We start from the raw sequence: 20,945 nt of genomic DNA, 5'->3' as shown, positions 1-20,945 counted from the left end.
ACCGTTGCCCGCGAGCTGGTACTCAAGGCCATCGAGAATGGCAAGAATGTGGTCACCGCGAACAAGGCTCTGATTGCCGTTCACGGTAATGAGATTTTCGCCAAGGCTCGCGAGAAAGGCGTGATCGTGGCGTTCGAAGCGGCCGTGGCCGGTGGCATTCCGGTGATCAAGGCGATCCGTGAAGGCCTGTCCGCCAACCGCATCAACTGGGTCGCCGGGATCATCAACGGCACTGGTAACTTCATCCTCACCGAAATGCGCGAGAAGGGGCGTACCTTCGAAGACGTGTTGGCCGAAGCGCAGGCACTGGGTTACGCCGAAGCCGATCCGACCTTCGACGTTGAAGGCATCGACGCCGCGCACAAGCTGACGATTCTGGCTTCGATCGCGTTCGGCATCCCGCTGCAATTCGACAAGGCTTACACCGAAGGCATCACCAAGCTGACCACCGCTGACGTTAATTACGCTGAAGCGCTGGGCTATCGCATCAAGCACCTCGGTGTGGCGCGCAGCACCGCTGCCGGCATCGAGTTGCGCGTGCACCCGACGCTGATCCCGGCCGATCGTCTGATCGCCAACGTCAACGGCGTGATGAACGCGGTGATGGTCAACGGTGACGCCGCCGGTTCGACGCTGTTCTACGGCGCCGGCGCCGGCATGGAGCCAACCGCTTCGTCGGTGATCGCCGATCTGGTCGACGTGGTTCGCGCCATGACCTCCGATCCGGAAAACCGCGTACCGCACCTGGCCTTCCAGCCGGACTCGCTGTCGGCCCACCCGATCCTGCCGATCGAAGCCTGCGAAAGCGCTTACTACCTGCGCATTCAGGCCAAGGACCATCCGGGCGTACTCGCTCAAGTGGCGAGCATCCTCTCGGAGCGCGGCATCAACATCGAGTCGATCATGCAGAAGGAAGTCGAGGAACACGACGGTCTGGTGCCGATGATCCTGCTGACCCACCGTGTGGTCGAGCAGCGCATCAACGATGCCATCGCCGCCCTCGAAGCGCTGGCCGGCGTGAATGGTCCGGTCGTACGGATCCGCGTCGAGCACTTGAACTAAATAGAAGCAGCTGCAAGCTTCGAGCTTCAAGCTGCAAGTAAAAGCACAGCCGCTTTTCACTTGTAGCTTGCAGCTTGCGGCTTGAAGCCCAAACCGAAGGTTTGCCCTTATGCGTTATATCAGTACCCGCGGCCAGGCACCGGCCCTGAATTTCGAAGACGTCCTGCTGGCTGGTCTGGCGACCGACGGCGGTCTGTACGTTCCGGAAAACCTGCCACGTTTCACCCAGGAAGAAATCGCTTCCTGGGCCGGCCTGCCGTATCACGAGCTGGCCTTCCGGGTGATGCGCCCGTTCGTCACCGGCAGCATTCCGGATGCCGATTTCAAAAAGATTCTTGAAGAAACCTACGGCGTGTTCGCCCACAGCGCCGTGGCGCCACTGCGTCAGTTGAACGGCAACGAATGGGTGCTGGAGCTGTTCCACGGCCCGACCCTGGCGTTCAAGGACTTCGCCCTGCAACTGCTCGGTCGTTTGCTCGACTACGTGCTGGAAAAACGCGGCGAGCGCGTAGTGATCGTTGGCGCTACTTCCGGTGACACCGGTTCGGCCGCCATCGAAGGCTGCAAGCACTGCGAAAACGTCGACATCTTCATCCTGCACCCGCACAAGCGCGTGTCGGAAGTGCAGCGTCGCCAGATGACCACGATCTTCGGCGAGAACATCCACAACATCGCCATCGAAGGCAACTTCGATGACTGCCAGGAAATGGTCAAGGCGAGCTTCGCCGACCAGAGCTTCCTCAAAGGCACGCGTCTGGTCGCGGTGAACTCGATCAACTGGGCGCGGATCATGGCCCAGATCGTTTACTACTTCCACGCCGCACTGCAGTTGGGCGGCCCGGCGCGTTCGGTATCGTTTTCGGTGCCAACCGGCAACTTCGGCGACATCTTTGCCGGTTACCTGGCGCGCAACATGGGCCTGCCGATCAACCAGTTGATCGTCGCCACCAACCGCAACGACATCCTACACCGCTTCATGAGCGGCAATCAGTACGTCAAGGACACCCTGCACGCCACGCTGTCGCCGTCGATGGACATCATGGTCTCGTCGAACTTCGAACGCCTGCTGTTCGACCTGCACGGTCGCAACGGCGCAGCAATCGCCGGTCTGATGGATTCGTTCAAGCAGGGCGGCGGTTTCAGCGTCGAGCAAGAACGCTGGACCGAAGCGCGCAAGCTGTTCGATTCGCTGGCTGTAGATGACGCACAGACTTGCGAAACCATCGCTGAAGTCTACGAGCAGACTGGCGAAGTGCTGGATCCGCACACCGCCATCGGTGTTAAAGCTGCGCGTGAATGCCGTCGCAGCCTGGATATCCCGATGGTCATCCTGGGCACCGCTCACCCGGTGAAATTCCCTGAAGCCGTAGAGAAAGCCGGTGTAGGAAAAGCGCTCGAACTACCTGCACATCTTTCTGATTTGTTTGAGCGAAATGAGCGCTGCACCGTTCTGCCAAACGAGCTGAAAGCCGTGCAAGCCTTTGTCAGCCAGCATGGCAACCGCGGCAAGCCGCTGTAAGCCGCAAAAGCTGTCACATTTTGAAGCCCGTCTCCTGACGGGCTTTTTTGTTTCTGCTGCCACACTGCTCGGGTTTTCACCCACGAAGGACGGGTGAGTTGATCACGAAGGAAGTGGCAATGTGGTTTTCCAGAGATTTGAAGCCAGCCCTGTGCTGGCTGTTTTTATTGGCAATGCTGGGGTTCATGCGCTGGGGGGTAGCGGCGCAACTGATGCAGCATGACGCTGGCGTCAGCGGGGTTCAGCCCATCGAGCTCAACGCAGAAGAGCAGCAATGGATCCGCGACAATCCGCGTGTCATCGTCGCGTCCGTGCAGTATCCGCTGTACCTGTTCCAGGATGAACATGCGCACTGGAACGGCCTGAACATTGATGTGCTCAAGCGTATCAGCGCGATGACCGGTTTGCAGTTTGTGCATCAAGAGTCTTTCTCCACCGACCACCTGCTCGAACGGCTGGAGCGCGGTGAAGCGGACATCAGCACCACGCTGGCGATGAGCGATGAGCGCAAAGTGTTCCTCGATTTCAGCCATGCCTTTGGCGGTGCGGGCTGGGTGTTTGTCGGGCGTGTTGGCGAACCACAGGTTCAGTCGCTGGAGCAGTTGGCCAAACGTGTGCTGGTGCTGCCGGCCCGGCACGCGCTGGAAGGCATCATCCGCCGCGACTATCCGGCAATTGAGATCCGCTCGGTGAAAACCTATGCCGAAGCACGGGCGTTGGTCGAAAGCGGTGAGGCTTATGCCACGATTGAAAACGAGATTGGCGCGCAGTTGTTTCCTTCCGGATTGCTCAGGGTCGGCGATTTGCTCGAAGGAAAATGGGAGGCAGATCACTTGGCGGTGCGTAAGGGCCAGCCGGAGTTGTTGAGCATCCTCAACAAGGCGCTTGAGGCTTTTCCGCCGGAGGAGTTGCGCGCGATTCGGCTCAAATGGCTCGACGGTGTTTCCCCGCTGCGGGTGCCCTCGGTGTGGCAGCGCATCGCCAGTTGGGGCTGTTGGGCGATGGCCGTGATTGGCACGTTCGGTCTGTTGTCGCTGGTCTGGAACCGCCGATTGCGCGCGGCAATCAGGCAACGCACTGAAGCTGAAAAAGATCTCGGCGACCAGTTGGCGTTTCAGCATGCGTTGATCAATTCAATGCCCGATCCGGTGTTCGTCCGCGACCTGCTGGGCCGCTTGATCATGTGCAATCGAAGTTATGAGGAGGCGCTCGACATTCGTTTCGATCAGGTTCAGGGGCGCTCGCTGATGGAGGTTGATGCCCTGCCACAGATCACGTCGCGCATGCTTCACGACGAATTCATGGCGCAGTTGCAGACGCGCAAGACGCGATTCTGCCGGCGCCAACTGCAATTCAAAAACGGCTCGCGGGAGATCTACCAATGGACGGTGCCGTTTTACAGCGCCGACGGAAAACTGCGCGGACTGCTCGGTGGCTGGACAGACATGAGCCGACGTCTGCACTGAGTTTGGGAAAAGTCCTATAACCCCTGAGGCCTTTTCCGATGGGAGGCTGAGGACGGCTGCCCTAGAGTGAACGGTGTCTGCGGTGAGAGTCCGCACCCGCCGTTTCAGAGGTCGCCTATGCGTTCGCTCAAAGTCCTGATCCTTGAACACAATCCGTTCCAGTTGATGGCGTTGCACCAGATGCTCAACGCCATCGGCATCTACAACGTACTGACCGCGCCGTCGCTGGGTTCGGCCTTGGGTTCGCTGGAGCAAAGCGGCGTCATCGATATCGCCATCTGCGATCCGCAACTCAAGGGCGGCGATGGCCTGGCGTTGATCCATCATTTGACCCGGCAGGAGCACTCACGCGCATTGATTCTGCTGGGCAACGTGGCGCCGAGCCTGCTGACCGACCTTGAAACGCTGCTGCACGCGCATGAGCTGCAACTGCTCGGACGCCTGCAAACGCCGGTTTCGGCGGTGTTGATGCGCGGTTTGCTTGATCAATACCTCAGCGCTTTGCATCAGCCTGTCGGGGCTTGAAACGCGGGGTATTTTTACTGTCATCTTCGCCGTGCATGCTCCATAGACCGGTAAGGCTCCAGGGATGGAGCAATCGCAGGCAGAACTTTCTTCTCGGGCCGGTGGTCATTTATTGTGAACACGCCCCAGGCACTGTGTTTTCGGACTATTGAGTGGAGATCGAGATGGAAAGTATCAGTCTATTGCTCGGTGAGGCTCTGAGCCCGTATCAAGTGACGTTGACCCCTCGCGGCAGCCATGGCGAATGCCTGGTGACCCTGAAGAACAGCAACGGCGCCATTGTAGTGGAACGCGAATTCAATCAGGCGCAGTTGAGCGACAAACGCTTGCTGACCGATGTCGTCGACGGCCTGCACCGTGACGTGCTGATTGCCGAAGGACGGCTGGAACCTTGTGTGATCGCGGCATTGCGCAACGCAGCGCTGGATAAACGTCCGACGCTGTAAAGATGAAATATTTTTTGTGGGAACCTTCCTGCATCCCTGTCAGTCAGACCCAGTAACAGCAGGATCAAGCATTGTGCTCCGGTGCTTGTCGCTTGCTGCTACTGGTCTTTATGTAGGCCACGTTTAACCCCGAGTCGTCTCCCCACTTCTCGGGGTTTCTTTTGTCTGGCGTTTGTCTATTGCGCGGCTTGCTGCTCGAAAAACGTCCGCGCCTGCTGCAGATAATCCGCTTGTCGTTCGGGATCCAGCCACGCCGCGTAGAGCTGATTCAAATGCTCGTGGGGCAGGGTGCGCAGCAGTTGATTGATTTCGCTGATGGCCTGACGGCCCTGCGTGGTGTCGGAACAAGCGACATAGCCTGAGAGATATTTCTCGGTGCCGCGAATCGAATAGAACTCCAGCTCATCTTCCGGAATTTTTGCCTGTTTCGCCTGATAGCGGATCTCTGGCCAATAGCCGAGCACCACCTGTAATCGGTTCAGCCGCTGCATCGACAGCAAATTGCTCAATGCATCATTGCCGTAGTGCGGGGTCAATGCGCCGCTGGGGGCGTGGCGCAACAGTCCGTCGATGTATTCGCCGTAACTGCGTTCGGCAACTACGCCGACTTTTCGCTCACCACTGGCCAGCAGCGCAGAAAAATCCACCGCACCGTCCACCAAATACGGTTCAAGTACCGCGCGATCTTTCTGACGCACCACCAAGCCATTGGCGACAGCGCGAATCGCCGGAATCGAATACGCCACCCATTGCGCGCGCTCTTTGTTCCACAGCAGCGCAGGGTCACAAGCGAAAGGGTTTTCGTGCAGCATCTGCAAACCACGCGCACGGTTGACGCGCATGATCTTGTGTTCGTACTGCGGCATGCCGGCAATCAGTTGCGGCATCAAATGATCGATCACCCCCTGACCCTTTTTCGGTCCTTCGAAGATCGTCATCGGCGGTAAATCGCGCAGCAACCAGATCAACGTCGGCTTCGCCTGCGCCCACGTTGGCGAGGCCAGCAAAAACAACAGGCCGAACAGACGCCACATCCACCATTGGTGGGCGCGGTTGGCGTCTGAGGGATGCAGGTTTTTCAGCTTAAATGGCTCCGTCTTCGCGCAATCGGGCGATCTGCTGCGCGTCGTAACCGAGGTCGCTGAGCACTTGCGCATTGTGTTCACCCAGCGTCGGCCCGACCCATTCGGAACTGCCCGGTGTCTCGGAAAGTTTCGGCACGATGCCCGGCATCTTGAAGTCCTTGCCGTCCGGCAACTTGGCGGACAGGAACATCTCCCGGGCGAGGTATTGCGGGTCGCTGAACATGTCTTCGGCGCTGAAAATACGGCTGACCGGTACTTCCGCCTGATTGAGCAGATCGAGCACCGTTTGCAGCGGCTGCGAATTGACCCAGCGATCGATCACGCCATACAACTCGTCGCGGCGACTGTCGCGCCCGTCGTTGCTGGCCAGCATCGGGTCATTAGCCAGATCTTCGCGGCCGATGATCAACATGAAGCGCTTGAAAATCGCATCGCCATTGGCGCCGATCTGCACGTGCTTGCCGTCGGCGCTGGTGTGAATCGAAGAGGGCGTGATGCCGGGCATGATGTTACCGGTGCGCTCGCGGATAAACCCGAACACATCGAACTCCGGCACCATGCTTTCCATCATCGCGAAAATCGCTTCGTACAAGGCCACATCGACCACTTGGCCGAGCCCGCCGTTGACCTCACGATGACGCAGCGCCATCAGTGCGCCGATCACGCCCCACAGCGCGGCAATCGAGTCGCCGATGGAAATCCCGGTGCGCACCGGTGGGCGGTCTTCAAAACCGGTGATGTAGCGCAAACCGCCCATGGATTCGCCAACCGCGCCGAAGCCTGGCTGATCTTTCATCGGCCCGGTCTGGCCGAAACCGGACAGACGCACCATCACCAGTTTCGGGTTCAGCGCGTGCAGGGTTTCCCAACTCAGGCCGAGTTTTTCCAGCACACCGGGGCGAAAGTTCTCGATGAGGATGTCGGCTTCACTGAGCAGTTTTTTCAGAATCGCCAAACCGTCGGGGTGTTTCAGATTCAGCGTCAGCGACTTCTTGTTGCGCGCCTGGACGAACCACCACAGGGACGTGCCTTCATACATTTTTCGCCATTTGCGCAGCGGATCACCGCCGTCCGGCGATTCGATCTTGATCACTTCAGCGCCGAACTCGCCGCAAATACGCGAGGCAAACGGCCCGGCAATCAACGTACCCAATTCAATGACTTTCACGCCGCTGAGCGGCTTGTTGGAAAACGGCATGCTGAATCCTGTAGGACAAGGCTGTGCGGATACAGCGTTTTAACATAGCCGGCTGTCAGACGCCGCAGGTTGATCGCCATCAATTCGATGATTGCCTACTGCATCGGTTAGACTTGCCGCCTTTCCTCGTATCAAGAAGCCCGTTCATGGCCCAGCCGTCCACTACCTACAAATTTGAACTGAACCTCACCGACCTCGACCGCAGTGTCTACGAGAGCGTCAAGCAGACCATCGCCCGTCACCCTTCGGAAACCGAAGAACGCATGACCGTGCGGCTGCTGGCCTACGCCCTCTGGTACAACGAGCAGTTGTCGTTTGGTCGCGGTCTGTCAGACGTGGATGAACCTGCGCTGTGGGAAAAGAGCCTGGACGACCGCGTTCTGCACTGGATCGAAGTCGGCCAGCCAGACGCCGATCGCCTGACCTGGTGCTCGCGTCGCACCGAGCGCACCAGCTTGCTGGCCTACGGCAGCCTGCGCGTTTGGGAAACCAAAGTGATCCCGGCGATCAAGAACCTGAAAAACGTCAACATCGCCGCCGTCCCGCAGGAAGTGCTGGAGACCTTGGCCAAGGACATGCCCCGCGTTATCAAGTGGGACGTGATGATCAGTGAAGGGACGATCTTTGTCACCGACGACCGTGGTCAGCACGAAGTCCAGTTGCAATGGCTACAAGGTGAGCGCGGCTGATCCCGCGCCTGTAGCTGATTAATCCCACGTATTAAAGAGAAGTCTCCGTCACCCCATGCGCATCGAACCTCGCCTACTGCCCGAAACTCTGCCTTTTCTCGGTGATATACCGCCACTGCTGACCCGCCTGTACGCGGCGCGGGGCGTGCAGTCCGAGGCAGAGCTGGACAAGAGCCTAGCGCGTTTGATCCCGTTCCAGCAGCTCAAGGGCATTGATGCGGCGGTGGACTTGCTGGTGACGGCGTTGGAGCAACGCCAGCGCATCCTCATCGTCGGCGACTTCGATGCGGACGGTGCGACGGCCAGCACGGTTGGCATGCTTGGCTTGCGCTTGCTCGGTGCCGCGCACGTTGATTATCTGGTGCCGAACCGCTTTGAATATGGCTACGGCCTGACCCCGGAAATCGTCGAAGTCGCTTTGACTCGCGAGCCGCATTTGCTGGTCACTGTCGACAACGGTATTTCCAGCGTCGAAGGTGTTGCGGCGGCGAAGAAGGCTGGCCTCAAGGTCTTGATCACCGACCACCACTTGCCCGGCGAAGAGCTGCCGCAGGCCGATGCGCTGGTCAATCCGAACCAGCCGGGCTGCGAGTTTCCGAGCAAGGCCCTGGCCGGCGTCGGGGTGATTTTCTATGTGTTGATGGCGTTGCGCGCGCGTTTGCGCAGCCTCGGCTGGTACGAGAACAAGCCGCAGCCGAACATCGGTGAATTGCTTGATCTGGTGGCGCTGGGCAGCGTTGCCGACGTGGTGCCGCTGGACGCCAACAACCGGATTCTGGTGCACCAAGGCCTGGAGCGAATTCGCGCCGGTCGCGCACGGCCGGGGATCAAAGCGATCCTTGAAGTGGCCAAGCGTGACGCCACTCGCATCACGTCCACCGATCTCGGTTTTATCGTCGGCCCGCGCCTGAACGCTGCCGGGCGTCTGGATGACATGAGTCTGGGCATCGAATGCCTGCTCACTGCCGACGCCAGCAAGGCCCAGGAAATGGCCGCGCAACTGGACGGCATGAACCAGGATCGCAAATCCATCGAGCAGGGCATGCAGCGTGAAGCGTTGGCGCAGCTCAAGGACTTGCCGGTGGAGTCGATGCCGTTTGGTCTGTGCCTGTTCGATCCGGAGTGGCACCAAGGCGTGATCGGTATCCTCGCATCACGGATGAAAGAGCGTTATTTCCGTCCGACCATTGCCTTCGCTGATGCCGGTGATGGCCTGCTCAAAGGCTCGGGGCGTTCGGTGCAGGGCTTCCATATTCGTGATGCGCTGAGCGTTGTTGCAGCGCAGCATCCGACCCTGATCGCCAAGTACGGCGGCCACGCGATGGCCGCCGGTCTGACCTTGCCACAAGAGAATTTTCCGCTGTTCGCCGAGGCATTTGACGCTGAGGTGCGTAGGCAACTTCGCGAGGAAGATCTGACCGGGCGCATGCTCTCGGACGGCACGCTGGCGGTGGAAGAATTCCACCTCGAACTGGCTCGCGCCCTGCGCCATGCCGGGCCTTGGGGGCAGCATTTTCCTGAGCCGCTGTTTCACGGGGTGTTTCAGTTGGTTGAGCAGCGGGTGGTCGGTGAGCGGCATTTGAAAGTGGTGCTGAAGAGCGAGTGTGGCTCGGTGAAGCTGGATGGCATCGCGTTTGGGATTGACCGGGATATCTGGCCGAATCCGACGATCAAGTGGGTTGAGCTCGCCTATAAGCTCGATGTTAACGAGTTTCGGGGTAATGAGACCGTTCAGTTGATGATTGCCCATATCGAACCGCGCTGAAGATCAAAAGATCGCAGCCTTCGGCAGCTCCTACATGGGAATGCGCTTTTCTGTAGGAGCTGCCGAAGGCTGCGATCTTTTCTTGAATTTCCCCCGATCCCCCGTTGTCGACTAGGCTCTAAGCACTGCTTGATTGGCCTTGTGACGTCTTGTCGAATTTTTTGCCCGCGGGGGCGGGTGCTGCACCTTTTCCTGTCACTCGTCGACTATTCAAACAGAACCCTGGAGCCTGCCCACTGATTTGAGAGGTGCCCCATGAGTCTGCTGCTTGAACCCTTCACCCTTCGCCAACTGACCCTTCCAAACCGCATCGCCGTCTCGCCGATGTGCCAGTATTCCAGCGTCGACGGCCTGGCCAACGACTGGCACCTGGTGCACCTCGGCAGTCGCGCGGTGGGCGGCGCCGGTCTGGTATTCACCGAAGCCACGGCGGTCACTGCCGACGGGCGGATCACCGCCGAAGACCTTGGCCTGTGGAACGACGAACAAATTGAGCCGCTGCAACGCATCACCCGTTTCATTACCTCCCAAGGCGCGGTCGCCGGCATTCAACTGGCCCACGCCGGGCGCAAGGCCAGCACCCATCGGCCGTGGCTCGGCAAGCATGGCAGCGTTAAACCCGATGACGGCGGCTGGACTCCGGTCGGACCGTCGCCGATTGCCTTTGACCCGCAACACACGCAACCGAAACAGCTGGATGAAGGGCAGATTGCCGACGTTATTCAGGCCTTCGTCGATGCCGCCAAACGCGCGCTGAAGGCCGGTTTCAGCGTGGTTGAGGTACACGCGGCGCATGGGTATCTGCTGCATCAATTTCTCTCGCCGCTGAGCAACCAGCGCCGCGATCAGTACGGTGGTTCATTTGAAAACCGTATTCGTCTGGTGTTGCAAGTGACTGAGGCAGTGAGGGCGGTTTGGCCGGAAGAATTGCCGTTATTTGTTCGTGTATCGGCCACCGACTGGGTGGAGGACGGCTGGAATCCGGATGAAACCGTGGAGCTGGCGCGACGCCTGCACACCCTTGGCGCCGATCTGATCGATGTGTCTTCGGGTGGCACCGCAGCGAATGCCGAAATCCCCGTCGGGCCGGGTTATCAGACGCGCTTCGCCGAGCGTGTCCGGAAGGAGTCAGGCATCGCCACCGGCACCGTGGGAATGATTACCGAGCCGGCGCAGGCCGAGCACATTCTGCGCACCTGTCAGGCCGACATCATCTTCCTCGCCCGCGAGTTGTTGCGTGATCCGTACTGGCCGCTGCATGCCGACGATGATCTGGGTGGACGCAAAGCGGTGTGGCCGGCGCAGTATCAGCGTGCGACGCATCGGGATCAGCCGATTCATGAGTCTGATTTGCGCGATTGATTGACGCTCCGTTACCAGCCAATAAAAAACCCGCCATTGAACCGGCGGGTTTTTTTCTGATTTCCTTGCGCCAATCCGCTGACATGACCCCCTGTAGGAGCTGCCGAAGGCTGCGATCCTTTGATCTTGTTTTTAACAAGCAAAATCAAAAGATCGCAGCCTTCGGCAGCTCCTACAGGTTTCTGGCTTGCCAGTGTAGGCGCTACATCATCAAGGGTACTTACGCTTATCCGGCGCCGGCGGGAAGTACTGGTACAACCACGTCTCGCTCAACGTGCGATCGTTGGTGCGAATAAACAACCGCAGCTCCACCGGCTCAACGCTGTCACTGGTCGGGTACCAGTCAAACAGAATCCGGTAACCCTTGATGTCATCCAGCACCAGCACGCTGAAATCCTGCACCTTGCCGCTCGAGCACGTCACCACCGGCTCAATCCCGGTGCCCTGCGGCAAACGATCCAGACCGCCACCCGTGAAATCCACAGCAAAACGACGCGCCCACACCGGCGGGTAATGCTCGCCCGGTGCCCAACCCTCAACAAAACCGCCCATCCCGGAACGAGTCGCCTGCACCCGCGCCAACGGCGTGCTCACCGGCGGCAGAGCGCTCCAGTAAAGCTTGTAGCCGTAGTTCAGCGAATCACCGGCAGCCACCGGTTTCTTCGGTGTCCAGAACGCCACGATGTTATCGAGCGTCTCGCCAGTCGTAGGGATTTCCAGCAGATCGATAGAGCCTTCGCCCCACGCAGTGGTCGGTTCTACCCACAGGCTCGGACGCTTGCTGTACCAGTCGACGGTGTCCTGATAGTTGGCGAACTCATGGTCGGTCTGCACCAGACCGAAACCTTTTGGATCGGTATCGGCAAACGCGTTGAATTGCAGAGTCGCCGGGTTGTTCAGCGGTCGGCAGATCCACTCGCCGTTGCCGCGCCACATGGCCAGGCGATCCGAGTCATGGATTTGCGGGTGGATGGTGTCGCACATGCGCCGTTCGTGGTTGCCGCAGCTGAACATGCTGGTCATCGGCGAGATGCCCAGTTGCTCGATGGCGGTGCGTGCATTGATGTGCGCGTCGATTTCCATCACCACGCGCTCGGCCTGGCAATCGATGTCAAAACGGTAGGCGCCGGTGGCACTCGGCGAGTCGAGCAAGGCGTAGACCACAAAACGCGTGGCGTTCTGATCAGGCGTCTCGAACCAGAACTTGGTGAAGTCAGGGAATTCTTCGCGTTTCTTGGCGTAAGTGTCGATCGCCAGACCGCGTGCGGAGAGGCCATATTGGCCAGTCGCATCCACTGCACGGAAATAACTGGCGCCGAGGAACGACACCACGTCATGGCGATCCAGTTCCGGCGCCTTGAACAACTTGAAGCCGGCAAAACCCAGGTCGCCCTTGAGCTGCTGGGTGTCGACCGAGGTGTTCTCGTAGTTGAACAGCGCCGGGCGGAAATGCACCTCGCGCGCGGTACGGGTCTTCGGATCGACGCTGTACATGCGCACCGGCTGGCGGAAACCCATGCCGACGTGGAAGAACTGCACGTCGAGTTGACCCTTGTTTTCCTTCCACAACGAATGATTACCGTCGTAGCGGATCGCGTTGAAATTCTGCGGCGTCATGGTCGCCAGCGTCGGCGGCAGCACCTGTTTAGTGTCCTGATAGGCACTGCCAGCCAGTTGCTTGGCCTGGCGCTTCAGCGCTTCGAAGTCAAACGCCTGCGCCTCGCCATCGGCGGCGCCGCCACTGGCAGCCCACGCTCTGGTCGCCAGCAGGCCGGTGGCCGAAAGACCGGTGTAAGCCGCAATGGCCATGGACGCTTTGAGCAAATTCCTGCGGTGCATAAATACAACCTGTCGTGTGCAATCCCGCGCCGTTCCTGGCACGTGCTGGATCAGAAATAACGGTTCGGACAAGCCTTCGGCCAAACGCAACGGACTATAAACAGATGCCGGCTAGCTTAAACGGTTCGCTCGCAATGCAAAATTCGTTGATTCACTGCGCCAGTGTGTCAATGAAACAAGACATGTCGGTTAAAAATCTGACAGGACGTTCTGATTTACACGGCATATCTGCTTTTCTTGACTAATTACTCTAAAAACCGCTTTTCAGCGGCGAATTTATTTCTATTCTATGGGCATGACCGGCGCGATCCATTTGGCCGGCAGGGCACACGGCGCTGCTGTAAGGGGCAGGGCGATGTGGTGTTTAAGCAATTCTTTGCAGTACTAGAGAAGGACATCGTCCATGGCAAAAATACAAGGCATCACCGACATGCTGGGCATCTTCCCCTGCCTGGGCAGCGGGCGCAGAAGGCGCCGGTTGAGCTCTGAGGAACTGAAACTGGTGGAGCGTTATCGTGAACTTTCGGAAAGTGACCGGATTGCGATGCGGTATCTGGTGGATGCGATGCGGAGTGTTTCGCGGTTTTAACGCTGGGGTGGGCACCGTGAAAGCCATTTGGCTTTTACGGTGGACAGGTCAATCAAATTGCCTGCGTCGGCATCGTCGATGCCGACGTGAATGGCTTTCTGCAGCTCGGCACTGTCGTTTAGTTTCAGGTAAGAGATCGCAAAGCTTTCATCACAGGGAATGACTTCCTCAATCTGAGAAAATTTGAGAGCAGTTCTACTCATCTGAATTCAACTCGCTAGAGATGGACACGCTAAACCTATGGCGAGGGAGTTTGCTCCCTCGCCATAGGTTTTTTGTTTATGAGCTTTAGCTGCAAGTGGCCAGAACCGGATACGGCCGTTGGCCGTGCATCAACTCCGGCACATCCCGCCATTTGACCCACGCCTTCTGTTGCCAGTGCAGCAGCGGCACGGTGACGCCTGCCCAATGCATTGAGCTCAGGCTCGGGTGGTTTTCCACAGGGCTTGATTGGGTTTCGCGCAGCATAGGGATGACTTCATGGCTCAGCCATTGGCGCAGGTGCCGGTTTTCCGGGACGAAGTGATGGACGAGCAGGGCGAACAGGCCAGACTCGCTGACCATCGCGCAATCGATGATTTCGCCGTCCTTGCGCAGGAAGACATTGCGACGCTGGTCGGGATCGAGTTTCAGGGTGAGGCGTTCGTTCAGTGGGTAACCCATCAAGCGACCGAGATCTTGCACGCAGAACCAGGCTTCGTGGTCTTGCATGAAGGCATGGAGGAAGCGGTTGTGGCGGGTGAAGATGATGGGGGTGAAGAAAGCAGAGCTTTCAGAAGGAATTTGTACGTCGTTAGGCATTTGTCGACTCCAATATTGAGAATAGAGCCGCCACTCAAATGAGCGCGGTTGCGCCATGTTGATTTTGTTCCGGCTTCGACACCGGGCCGCTGATTTCGCCGCCGAGAGAAAGCCTATCGGCTAGCAACCTACGACGCCAAGTCGGCTCTGTCGATACCTTCTGTAGGAAAGAGGATTTATCTCTGAGAGTCGTATCTGTAGGAAATGCCTGTTTTTGCACTGGCACCAGCGAGACCACCCCTAACCAGTGTTTTTTCCGTTATTTGTTTGAATCTTGCGCATCGCTGCAGATGCTCCGCCCTTGGTTTCAGGGCTCAAAGGATTGTTACGAATAAAGGAGAATTCAATGAAGGTGTCTCTCAAGCAGATCAACGGCCCTTGGGATCAGGGCTGGGTGCTGGACAAACACATGGTAAGTAGTACCTTTCTTGGCAACGATGATCGCGGACACCCATGCTTCGATAATCAGCGAACTGAGATTGGCGAGGCGACCTACCAGCTCAAATACCAGAAGGATTGGACTCAGGTCAGTCCACTTGCCCAGGCAGTAGCGACAAATGTGTTCCCAAAACTGAACCAGGTCGGGTTTGTAGTGCCTATGCCCGCTTCAAATATTCGTCAGCGACAACCGGTGACTGAAGTTGCCCTGGCATTGGGACGAATTATCGGTCGGCCGGTTTTCACGGATTTGCTTCGAAAAGCGACCACGGGAAAGTCGCTCAAGGATTTACATTCCAAAGCCGACAAGGTTGCCGCGATTGGAGACAGTTTCACTGTCAATGATGAAATCACCACCGATGGATGCTGGAATGTTTTGGTTGTAGATGATTTGTTTGATAGCGGAGCGTCGATGGACGCGGCCTGCGCTGTTCTGCGTAAATATCCGAAAGTAGGGAAAATTTACGTCGCAGCACTAACTTGGAAATGAATTCAATGACCACTGTATTTATTGCTGGCTCTATCAACATCAAGAACCTTGATCCGAAGGTTAAAGAGCGCATCAATAATATCGTCGCGTCAGATTTTGAGGTGGTGGTTGGGGATGCAGGTGGCGCCGATACCTCCATTCAGGAGTACCTGCTGAGTCTCGAACGATCCAGAACCACGGTGTTCTGCAGCGGTTCTGCTCCGAGGAATAACCTTGGACAGTGGCCCGCCAGAACAGTCGACTCCAAGCATTCCAAGGGGTCGAGAGCCTTCTTCACCGAGAAAGACGTTGTCATGGCCGAGGCAGCTGACTACGGTTTGATGATCTGGGACGCAAAGAGCACCGGTACGCTCAGTAACGTCATTGAACTGTTGTCGAGAAAGAAGAAGTCGCTTGTTTTCGTCAACAAGGAAAAGGAATTTAAGGTGGTCGGAGACGTCAGTCAGCTCGAAGAATTGATTGCATTCATGTCCGATCACGCCAAGCAAAAAGCCAATGAAAAAATCAAATTGTTCGACCGTATTTCCCTGTTGAAGCACGATCAGGCGGAGCTTTCTTTTTGATGACGTTTCATGGCTTGCCTGAACCCCGGCACCTTGTCGGTGCCGGGATCAAACGCTCTTAGCGACTCACTTTCCACGCATCCCCAGCCGGGGCCTTGCCATGGTCATACGGCTTGCCAATCCACATATAAACCAGGCCCAAGCCAATAACGATCGCCGTGCTCAACACCATCGCATAGTTCACATACCACGCCGCATCCGGCGTGCGTGGCCAGGCCATGTTGATGATTGCGCCAACGCCGTACACCAGCGCGCCGATGTTCACCGGCCAGCCCCATGCGCCGAGGGTGAATTTGCCGCTCGGTTTCCAGCCTTTGCTGCGGGCATACAGCGCGGCCAGCACGATCATTTGGAACGCGAGGTAGATGCCGATGGCGGCGAAGCTGACGATGGTGGCCACGGCGTCTTGCAGGAAGAAGCCGAGGGCGATGATCAGCGCGGGCAGGACGCCGGACACGAACAGCGCGGCAACCGGTACTTGGGTGGTAGGAGAAATCTTTTTCAGCAGTCGGCTGCCGATGACCATTTCGTCGCGAGCGTAGGAGTACAGCAGACGGCTCGCCGCGGCTTGTAGGCTGATGACGCAGGAGATGAAGGAAATCATCACCACGCCCATCACTACTTTCGAACCGACCGGGCCGAAGGCATTGTTGAGGATGGTGGTGACCGGGTCTTTGTCGGTGCCGTTGATCACGGCTTGCATGTCCGGCACGGCGAGGATCAGCGCCAGGCAGGCGAACATCGCGGCGATGCCTCCAATGTAGATGGTCATGCGCATGGCCACCGGGATTTTTGCGCTCGGGTTCGGGGTTTCTTCGGCCACGTCGCCGCAGGCCTCGAAGCCGTAGTAGAGGAACATCCCCGCCAACGACGCGGTGAGGAAGGCCGGCAGGTATGAGCCGTCGACGCTGATGTCGAAGGTGTTGAACAGCACGCTGAGCGGTTGATGGCGTTCGAACACCAACAAGTAAACACCGACGATCACCGCGCCAACCAGTTCGCAGAGGAAGCCGAACATGGCGATGCGCGCCAGGACTTTGGTGCCGCTGAGGTTGACCAGTGTAGCGAACAGGGTCAGTACCAGGGCGATGACGATGTTGGTGTTGTTGCTCGGCTCAAAACCGAGCATCGCGGCCAAGTACGGGCCAGCGCCGACCGCAACGGCAGCGATGGTGACGCAAAGGGCGATGGAGTAGATCCAGCCAACCATCCACGCCCATTTCTTACCGACCAACCGGCGCGCCCAAGGGTAAACACCGCCGGAAATCGGGAACTGCGAAACCACTTCGCCGAAGATCAGGCACACCAGCAATTGGCCGCAACCGACCAGCAAGTAAGCCCAGAACATCGGTGGGCCGCCAGCGGCGAGGCACAGGCCGAAGAGGGTATAAACCCCTACGACCGGTGACAGATAAGTGAAGCCCAAGGCGAAGTTTTCCCACAGGCTCATGCTGCGGTTGAAGTTCGAGGTGTAGCCCAGTTTGCGCAGTTGTTCGGCATCGCTGTCGGCAACGGCTGTGGCGAGATCGGGTGAGGAACTCATGTGTGTTTTGCTCCGTGAAATCGGCAGATTTCGGATGGCCGAGGCCGTGGCGGGGCTTTGTGGGCGCCGCCCGGGTCGGTGGTTATTGTTTTGGGATCCTGGTGGTGCGTAGTGCCGGTTTCTACCTTGAAGCCGGGGTGACGCCTTCGCGAGCAAGCTTTGCTCCTACAGGGCGACATCGCATCCCTGTAGGAGCAGAGCTTGCTCGCGAAGCTTTTGACCTTAGTGCTTGAACATCACATGCCGAACCGTGGTGTAGTCCTCCAGCCCATACATGGACATGTCCTTCCCGTAACCGGACAATTTCTGACCGCCATGGGGCATTTCGCTGACGAGCATGAAGTGCGTGTTCACCCACGTGCAGCCGTACTGCAAACGCGCTGACATGCGGTGCGCGCGTCCGACGTCCGCTGTCCACACCGAGGACGCGAGACCGTAGTCCGAATCGTTGGCCCATTCCAGCGCCTGCGCTTCATCGGTGAATTTGGTCACCGAGACCACCGGCCCAAACACTTCGCGGCGAACGATCTCGTCGTCCTGCTGCGCATCGGCCAACACGGTCGGCTCGAAGAAGAAACCATTGCCATCAACAGCCTTGCCGCCAGTGATCAAACGAATGTGCGGCTGCGCCACAGCACGCTCGACAAACCCGGCAACACGGTCGCGATGCTGTGCAGTGATCAACGGCCCCAGTTCAGTCGACGGATCATCCTGCAAGCCGTACTTGATGCTGCTGACCGCCGCGCCGAGCTTCTCGACAAACTTGTCGTAGATGCCTTGCTGCGCATAGATCCGGCAGGCGGCCGTGCAATCCTGCCCGGCGTTGTAGAAACCAAACGTGCGAATGCCTTCCACCGCCGCATCGATATCGGCGTCGTCGAAGATGATCACTGGCGCCTTGCCGCCGAGTTCCATGTGCATGCGTTTAACGCTGTCGGCGGTGCTGGAAATGATATTGGCGCCCGTAGCGATGGAGCCGGTCAGCGAAACCATGCGCACTTTCGGATGGGTAACCAACGGACTACCAACGGTAGGCCCACGACCAAACACCAGATTGAGTACACCGGCCGGGAAGATTTCCGACGCCAGTTCGGCCAGACGCAACGCGGTCAGCGGGGTTTGTTCCGAGGGCTTGAGCACTACGGTATTACCGGCGGCCAGCGCCGGGGCGATTTTCCAGGCGACCATCATCAGCGGGTAGTTCCACGGCGCGATCGAGGCGATGACGCCAACCGGGTCGCGACGGATCATCGAGGTGTGGCCGGGCAGGTATTCGCCACCGGCCGAACCGCTCATGCAACGGCTGGCACCGGCGAAGAAACGGAACACGTCGGCAATCGCCGGGATCTCGTCGTTGAGCGCGGCGCTGTAGGGTTTGCCGCAGTTGTCAGATTCGAGTTTGGCCAACTCCTCGCCGTGGGCTTCGATGGCGTCGGCGAGTTTGAGCAACAGTAGCGAGCGGTCTTTCGGCGCGGTTTGCGACCAGTCGGCGAAGGCGTTGTCGGCGGCGCGCACGGCGGCATCGACCTGGGCTTCAGTGGCTTCGTTGATCTCTACCAGGACTTCGCCACGCGAAGGGTTGAGCACCGGTTGCGCCGGGCCTTCGCCGTTGACCAGTTGGCCGTTGATCAAGAGTTTGGTTTGCATGTCTGTTGTCCTCTTTATTGTTCTGCCGAAACCGAACCCCTGTAGGAGCTGCCGAAGGCTGCGATCTTTTGATGTTGCTGTTGAAGATCAAGATCAAGATCAAGATCAAGATCAAAAGATCGCAGCCTTCGGCAGCTCCTACACGGGGTTGGGTTTGTGGTTATTCGGTTATTTGCCGCCGCTGCCGGCGACGCTTTCGCCACCGCGCGTCAGGTAATACGCGCCAAGGATCGGCAGCATCGTCACCATCATCACCAGCATCGCGACGACGTTGGTCACCGGCACATCCCGAGGGCGACTCAACTGATTTAGCAGCCACAATGGCAACGTGCGCTCATGTCCGGCGGTAAACGTGGTGACGATAATTTCGTCGAACGACAGCGCAAACGCCAACATGCCGCCGGCCAGCAACGCCGAGCCGAGATTCGGCAGGATGATGTAGCGAAAGGTCTGCCAGCCATCGGCGCCGAGATCCATCGAGGCCTCGATCAAACTGTGCGAAGTACGGCGCAGGCGGGCGATAACATTGTTGTAGACGATCACCACGCAGAAGGTCGCGTGGCCGACGATGATGGTGAACATCCCCGGCTCGATCCCTAGGGTTTTGAACGTCGCCAGCAGCGCGATCCCGGTGATGATCCCCGGCAACGCAATCGGCAGGATCAGCATCAGCGAAATGCCCTGTTTGCCGAAGAAGTCGCGGCGATACAGCGCTGCCGATGCGAGCGTGCCGAGCACCATCGCAATCAACGTGGCGATGGCTGCGATCTGCAATGAAAGCTTGATCGACTCCAGCACATCCGGCCGCGAAAACGCCACGCTGAACCAGTGCAGCGTGAAGCCTTTCGGCGGAAAGCTGAACGCGGCTTCTTCGGTGTTGAAAGCGTAAAGGAAGATGATCAGGATCGGAAAGTGCAGAAACACCAACCCGCCCCACGCTGCGATTTTCAGGCCTAGAGAGGCATGCCCTTGTGATGAAGAGTCAGAGCGCATCGAAAGCCCCCAGTCGTTTGACGATGGACAGGTAAACCGCGATCAACACAATCGGCACCAGCGTGAACGCCGCCGCCATCGGCATGTTGCCGATCGCACCTTGCTGCGCGTAGACCATGCTGCCGACGAAGTACCCCGGCGGCCCGACCAGTTGCGGCACGATGAAGTCGCCCAGGGTCAGCGAAAACGTGAAGATCGAACCTGCCGCGATGCCCGGAATCGACAGCGGCAAAATCACCTGCATAAAGGTCTGACGCGGCTTCGCACCAAGGTCAGCGGAGGCCTGCAACAGCGACGGTGGCAGACGTTCCAGTGACGCCTGAATCGGCAGGATCATGAACGGCAGCCAGATGTACACAAACACCATGAATCGCCCCAGATGCGAGGTCGACAGAGTGCTGCCGCCCACCCCGGGAATCCCCAAAATGAACTGCAAAACCGGCTCCAATCCCAAGTGCTGCACGAACCACTGCGCCACGCCGCCCTTGGCCAGCAGCAACGTCCACGCATAGGCCTTGACGATGTAACTGGCCCACATCGGCATCATCACCGCGATGTAGAAAAACGCCTTGGTCTTGCCGGTGGTGTAGCGCGCCATGTAGTAGGCAATCGGGAACGCGACGATGGCGCTGGCGATCGACACGACGATGGCCATGCTCAGCGTGCGCAGGATGATGTCGAAGTTCGACGGCTGAAACAGCGCGGCGAAATTCGCCAGGGTCAGGTCAGGCGTGACCGCCATGGTGAAGTCGTCGAAGGTGTAGAAACCCTGCCACAGCAGCACCAGCAGCGAGCCGAGATAAATCGCGCCGAACCACAGCAATGGCGGCACCAGCAGCATCGACAAATACAGGTTTGGCTTGCGGTAGAGCAGGTTGGAAAACCGGCGCAACGGCGGCGATGAGGTCATCGCGAGCGTGCTCAT

19 protein-coding genes are annotated in these 20,945 nt (G+C 58.4%); 11 read left to right on the top strand and 8 right to left on the bottom strand.

The features are described from left to right. From ACIP66_RS22380 to ACIP66_RS22360, 5 genes are all read left to right on the top strand, one after another. A partial coding sequence (locus tag ACIP66_RS22380) for a homoserine dehydrogenase (RefSeq protein WP_400650937.1) occupies nt 1-1,062 on the top strand: 1,062 nt, incomplete at its 5' end. 109 nt (nt 1,063-1,171) lie between these two features. Then, nucleotides 1,172-2,581, top strand: a complete 1,410-nt coding sequence (gene thrC, locus ACIP66_RS22375; protein ID WP_212549640.1) for a threonine synthase — start codon at nt 1,172-1,174, stop codon at nt 2,579-2,581. Between the two features lie 119 nt (nt 2,582-2,700). Beyond that, nucleotides 2,701-4,047 (top strand): transporter substrate-binding domain-containing protein, encoded by a 1,347-nt coding sequence (locus ACIP66_RS22370; protein WP_400650934.1) that lies wholly within the window; start codon nt 2,701-2,703, stop codon nt 4,045-4,047. Nucleotides 4,048-4,164: 117 nt separating this feature from the next. After that, nucleotides 4,165-4,572, top strand: a complete 408-nt coding sequence (locus ACIP66_RS22365; protein ID WP_400650931.1) for a response regulator — start codon at nt 4,165-4,167, stop codon at nt 4,570-4,572. Nucleotides 4,573-4,736: 164 nt separating this feature from the next. After that, nucleotides 4,737-5,018 (top strand): DUF3509 domain-containing protein, encoded by a 282-nt coding sequence (locus tag ACIP66_RS22360; protein WP_053117463.1) that lies wholly within the window; start codon nt 4,737-4,739, stop codon nt 5,016-5,018. Between the two features lie 176 nt (nt 5,019-5,194). Here ACIP66_RS22360 and ACIP66_RS22355 read toward each other — a convergent pair whose 3' ends face one another. After that, nucleotides 5,195-6,175, bottom strand: coding sequence for a TIGR02285 family protein (locus ACIP66_RS22355; RefSeq protein WP_400650928.1), 981 nt, complete (start codon nt 6,173-6,175; stop codon nt 5,195-5,197). Continuing rightward, a complete protein-coding gene (locus ACIP66_RS22350; protein WP_400650925.1) occupies nt 6,102-7,301 on the bottom strand; it encodes a CaiB/BaiF CoA transferase family protein in 1,200 nt (399 codons plus the stop codon). Before ACIP66_RS22350 ends, ACIP66_RS22355 begins: the two co-directional genes overlap by 74 nt. Before the next feature lie 146 nt (nt 7,302-7,447). Between ACIP66_RS22350 and ACIP66_RS22345 the strand changes: the two genes are divergently transcribed. From ACIP66_RS22345 to ACIP66_RS22335, 3 genes are all read left to right on the top strand, one after another. Continuing rightward, the gene (locus ACIP66_RS22345; protein WP_007908961.1) at nt 7,448-7,990 is read left to right on the top strand and encodes a YaeQ family protein; all 543 of its coding nucleotides are present in this window, start codon (nt 7,448-7,450) and stop codon (nt 7,988-7,990) included. Between the two features lie 55 nt (nt 7,991-8,045). After that, a complete protein-coding gene (recJ, locus tag ACIP66_RS22340; RefSeq protein WP_400650922.1) occupies nt 8,046-9,755 on the top strand; it encodes a single-stranded-DNA-specific exonuclease RecJ in 1,710 nt (569 codons plus the stop codon). A gap of 255 nt (nt 9,756-10,010) precedes the next feature. Next, nucleotides 10,011-11,117, top strand: a complete 1,107-nt coding sequence (locus ACIP66_RS22335) for an NADH:flavin oxidoreductase/NADH oxidase (RefSeq protein WP_008081610.1) — start codon at nt 10,011-10,013, stop codon at nt 11,115-11,117. Between the two features lie 210 nt (nt 11,118-11,327). On the opposite strand, the gene ACIP66_RS22330 is transcribed toward ACIP66_RS22335, so the two are convergent. After that, a complete protein-coding gene (locus ACIP66_RS22330) occupies nt 11,328-12,956 on the bottom strand; it encodes a glucan biosynthesis protein D (protein WP_400650919.1) in 1,629 nt (542 codons plus the stop codon). 403 nt (nt 12,957-13,359) lie between these two features. On the opposite strand from ACIP66_RS22330, the gene ACIP66_RS22325 reads away from it, so the two are divergent. Next, nucleotides 13,360-13,545: a hypothetical protein gene (locus ACIP66_RS22325; protein ID WP_008081608.1), complete on the top strand. Its 186-nt coding sequence runs from the start codon at nt 13,360-13,362 to the stop codon at nt 13,543-13,545. 288 nt (nt 13,546-13,833) lie between these two features. On the opposite strand, the gene ACIP66_RS22320 is transcribed toward ACIP66_RS22325, so the two are convergent. Continuing rightward, nucleotides 13,834-14,346, bottom strand: a complete 513-nt coding sequence (locus ACIP66_RS22320; RefSeq protein ID WP_400650916.1) for a Bro-N domain-containing protein — start codon at nt 14,344-14,346, stop codon at nt 13,834-13,836. A 346-nt stretch (nt 14,347-14,692) separates the two neighbouring features. Between ACIP66_RS22320 and ACIP66_RS22315 the strand changes: the two genes are divergently transcribed. Both ACIP66_RS22315 and ACIP66_RS22310 read left to right on the top strand, forming a co-directional pair. After that, a complete protein-coding gene (locus tag ACIP66_RS22315) occupies nt 14,693-15,274 on the top strand; it encodes a ComF family protein (protein ID WP_064120575.1) in 582 nt (193 codons plus the stop codon). 5 nt (nt 15,275-15,279) lie between these two features. After that, a complete protein-coding gene (locus tag ACIP66_RS22310) occupies nt 15,280-15,837 on the top strand; it encodes a hypothetical protein (protein WP_064120574.1) in 558 nt (185 codons plus the stop codon). Nucleotides 15,838-15,895: 58 nt separating this feature from the next. On the opposite strand, the gene ACIP66_RS22305 is transcribed toward ACIP66_RS22310, so the two are convergent. The 4 genes from ACIP66_RS22305 to ACIP66_RS22290 form a co-directional block, all read right to left on the bottom strand. Continuing rightward, nucleotides 15,896-17,380 carry an APC family permease gene (locus tag ACIP66_RS22305; protein WP_007908950.1) on the bottom strand — a complete coding sequence of 495 codons (1,485 nt, stop codon included), beginning with the start codon at nt 17,378-17,380 and terminating at the stop codon, nt 15,896-15,898. Between the two features lie 222 nt (nt 17,381-17,602). Continuing rightward, nucleotides 17,603-19,027 carry a gamma-aminobutyraldehyde dehydrogenase gene (locus ACIP66_RS22300; protein ID WP_400650911.1) on the bottom strand — a complete coding sequence of 475 codons (1,425 nt, stop codon included), beginning with the start codon at nt 19,025-19,027 and terminating at the stop codon, nt 17,603-17,605. Nucleotides 19,028-19,195: 168 nt separating this feature from the next. Beyond that, nucleotides 19,196-20,020 carry an ABC transporter permease gene (locus tag ACIP66_RS22295; RefSeq protein ID WP_016986393.1) on the bottom strand — a complete coding sequence of 275 codons (825 nt, stop codon included), beginning with the start codon at nt 20,018-20,020 and terminating at the stop codon, nt 19,196-19,198. Beyond that, nucleotides 20,010-20,930, bottom strand: coding sequence for an ABC transporter permease (locus tag ACIP66_RS22290; RefSeq protein WP_008081597.1), 921 nt, complete (start codon nt 20,928-20,930; stop codon nt 20,010-20,012). Before ACIP66_RS22290 ends, ACIP66_RS22295 begins: the two co-directional genes overlap by 11 nt. Nucleotides 20,931-20,945: the final 15 nt, after the last annotated feature.

Origin of the sequence: Pseudomonas sp. NPDC088429, from assembly GCF_044753305.1 — a bacterium.
Taxonomy (GTDB): domain Bacteria; phylum Pseudomonadota; class Gammaproteobacteria; order Pseudomonadales; family Pseudomonadaceae; genus Aquipseudomonas; species Aquipseudomonas rustica.
Note: the sequence above shows the minus strand (reverse complement) of the source record. Positions and strands in the feature narration are given on the sequence as shown.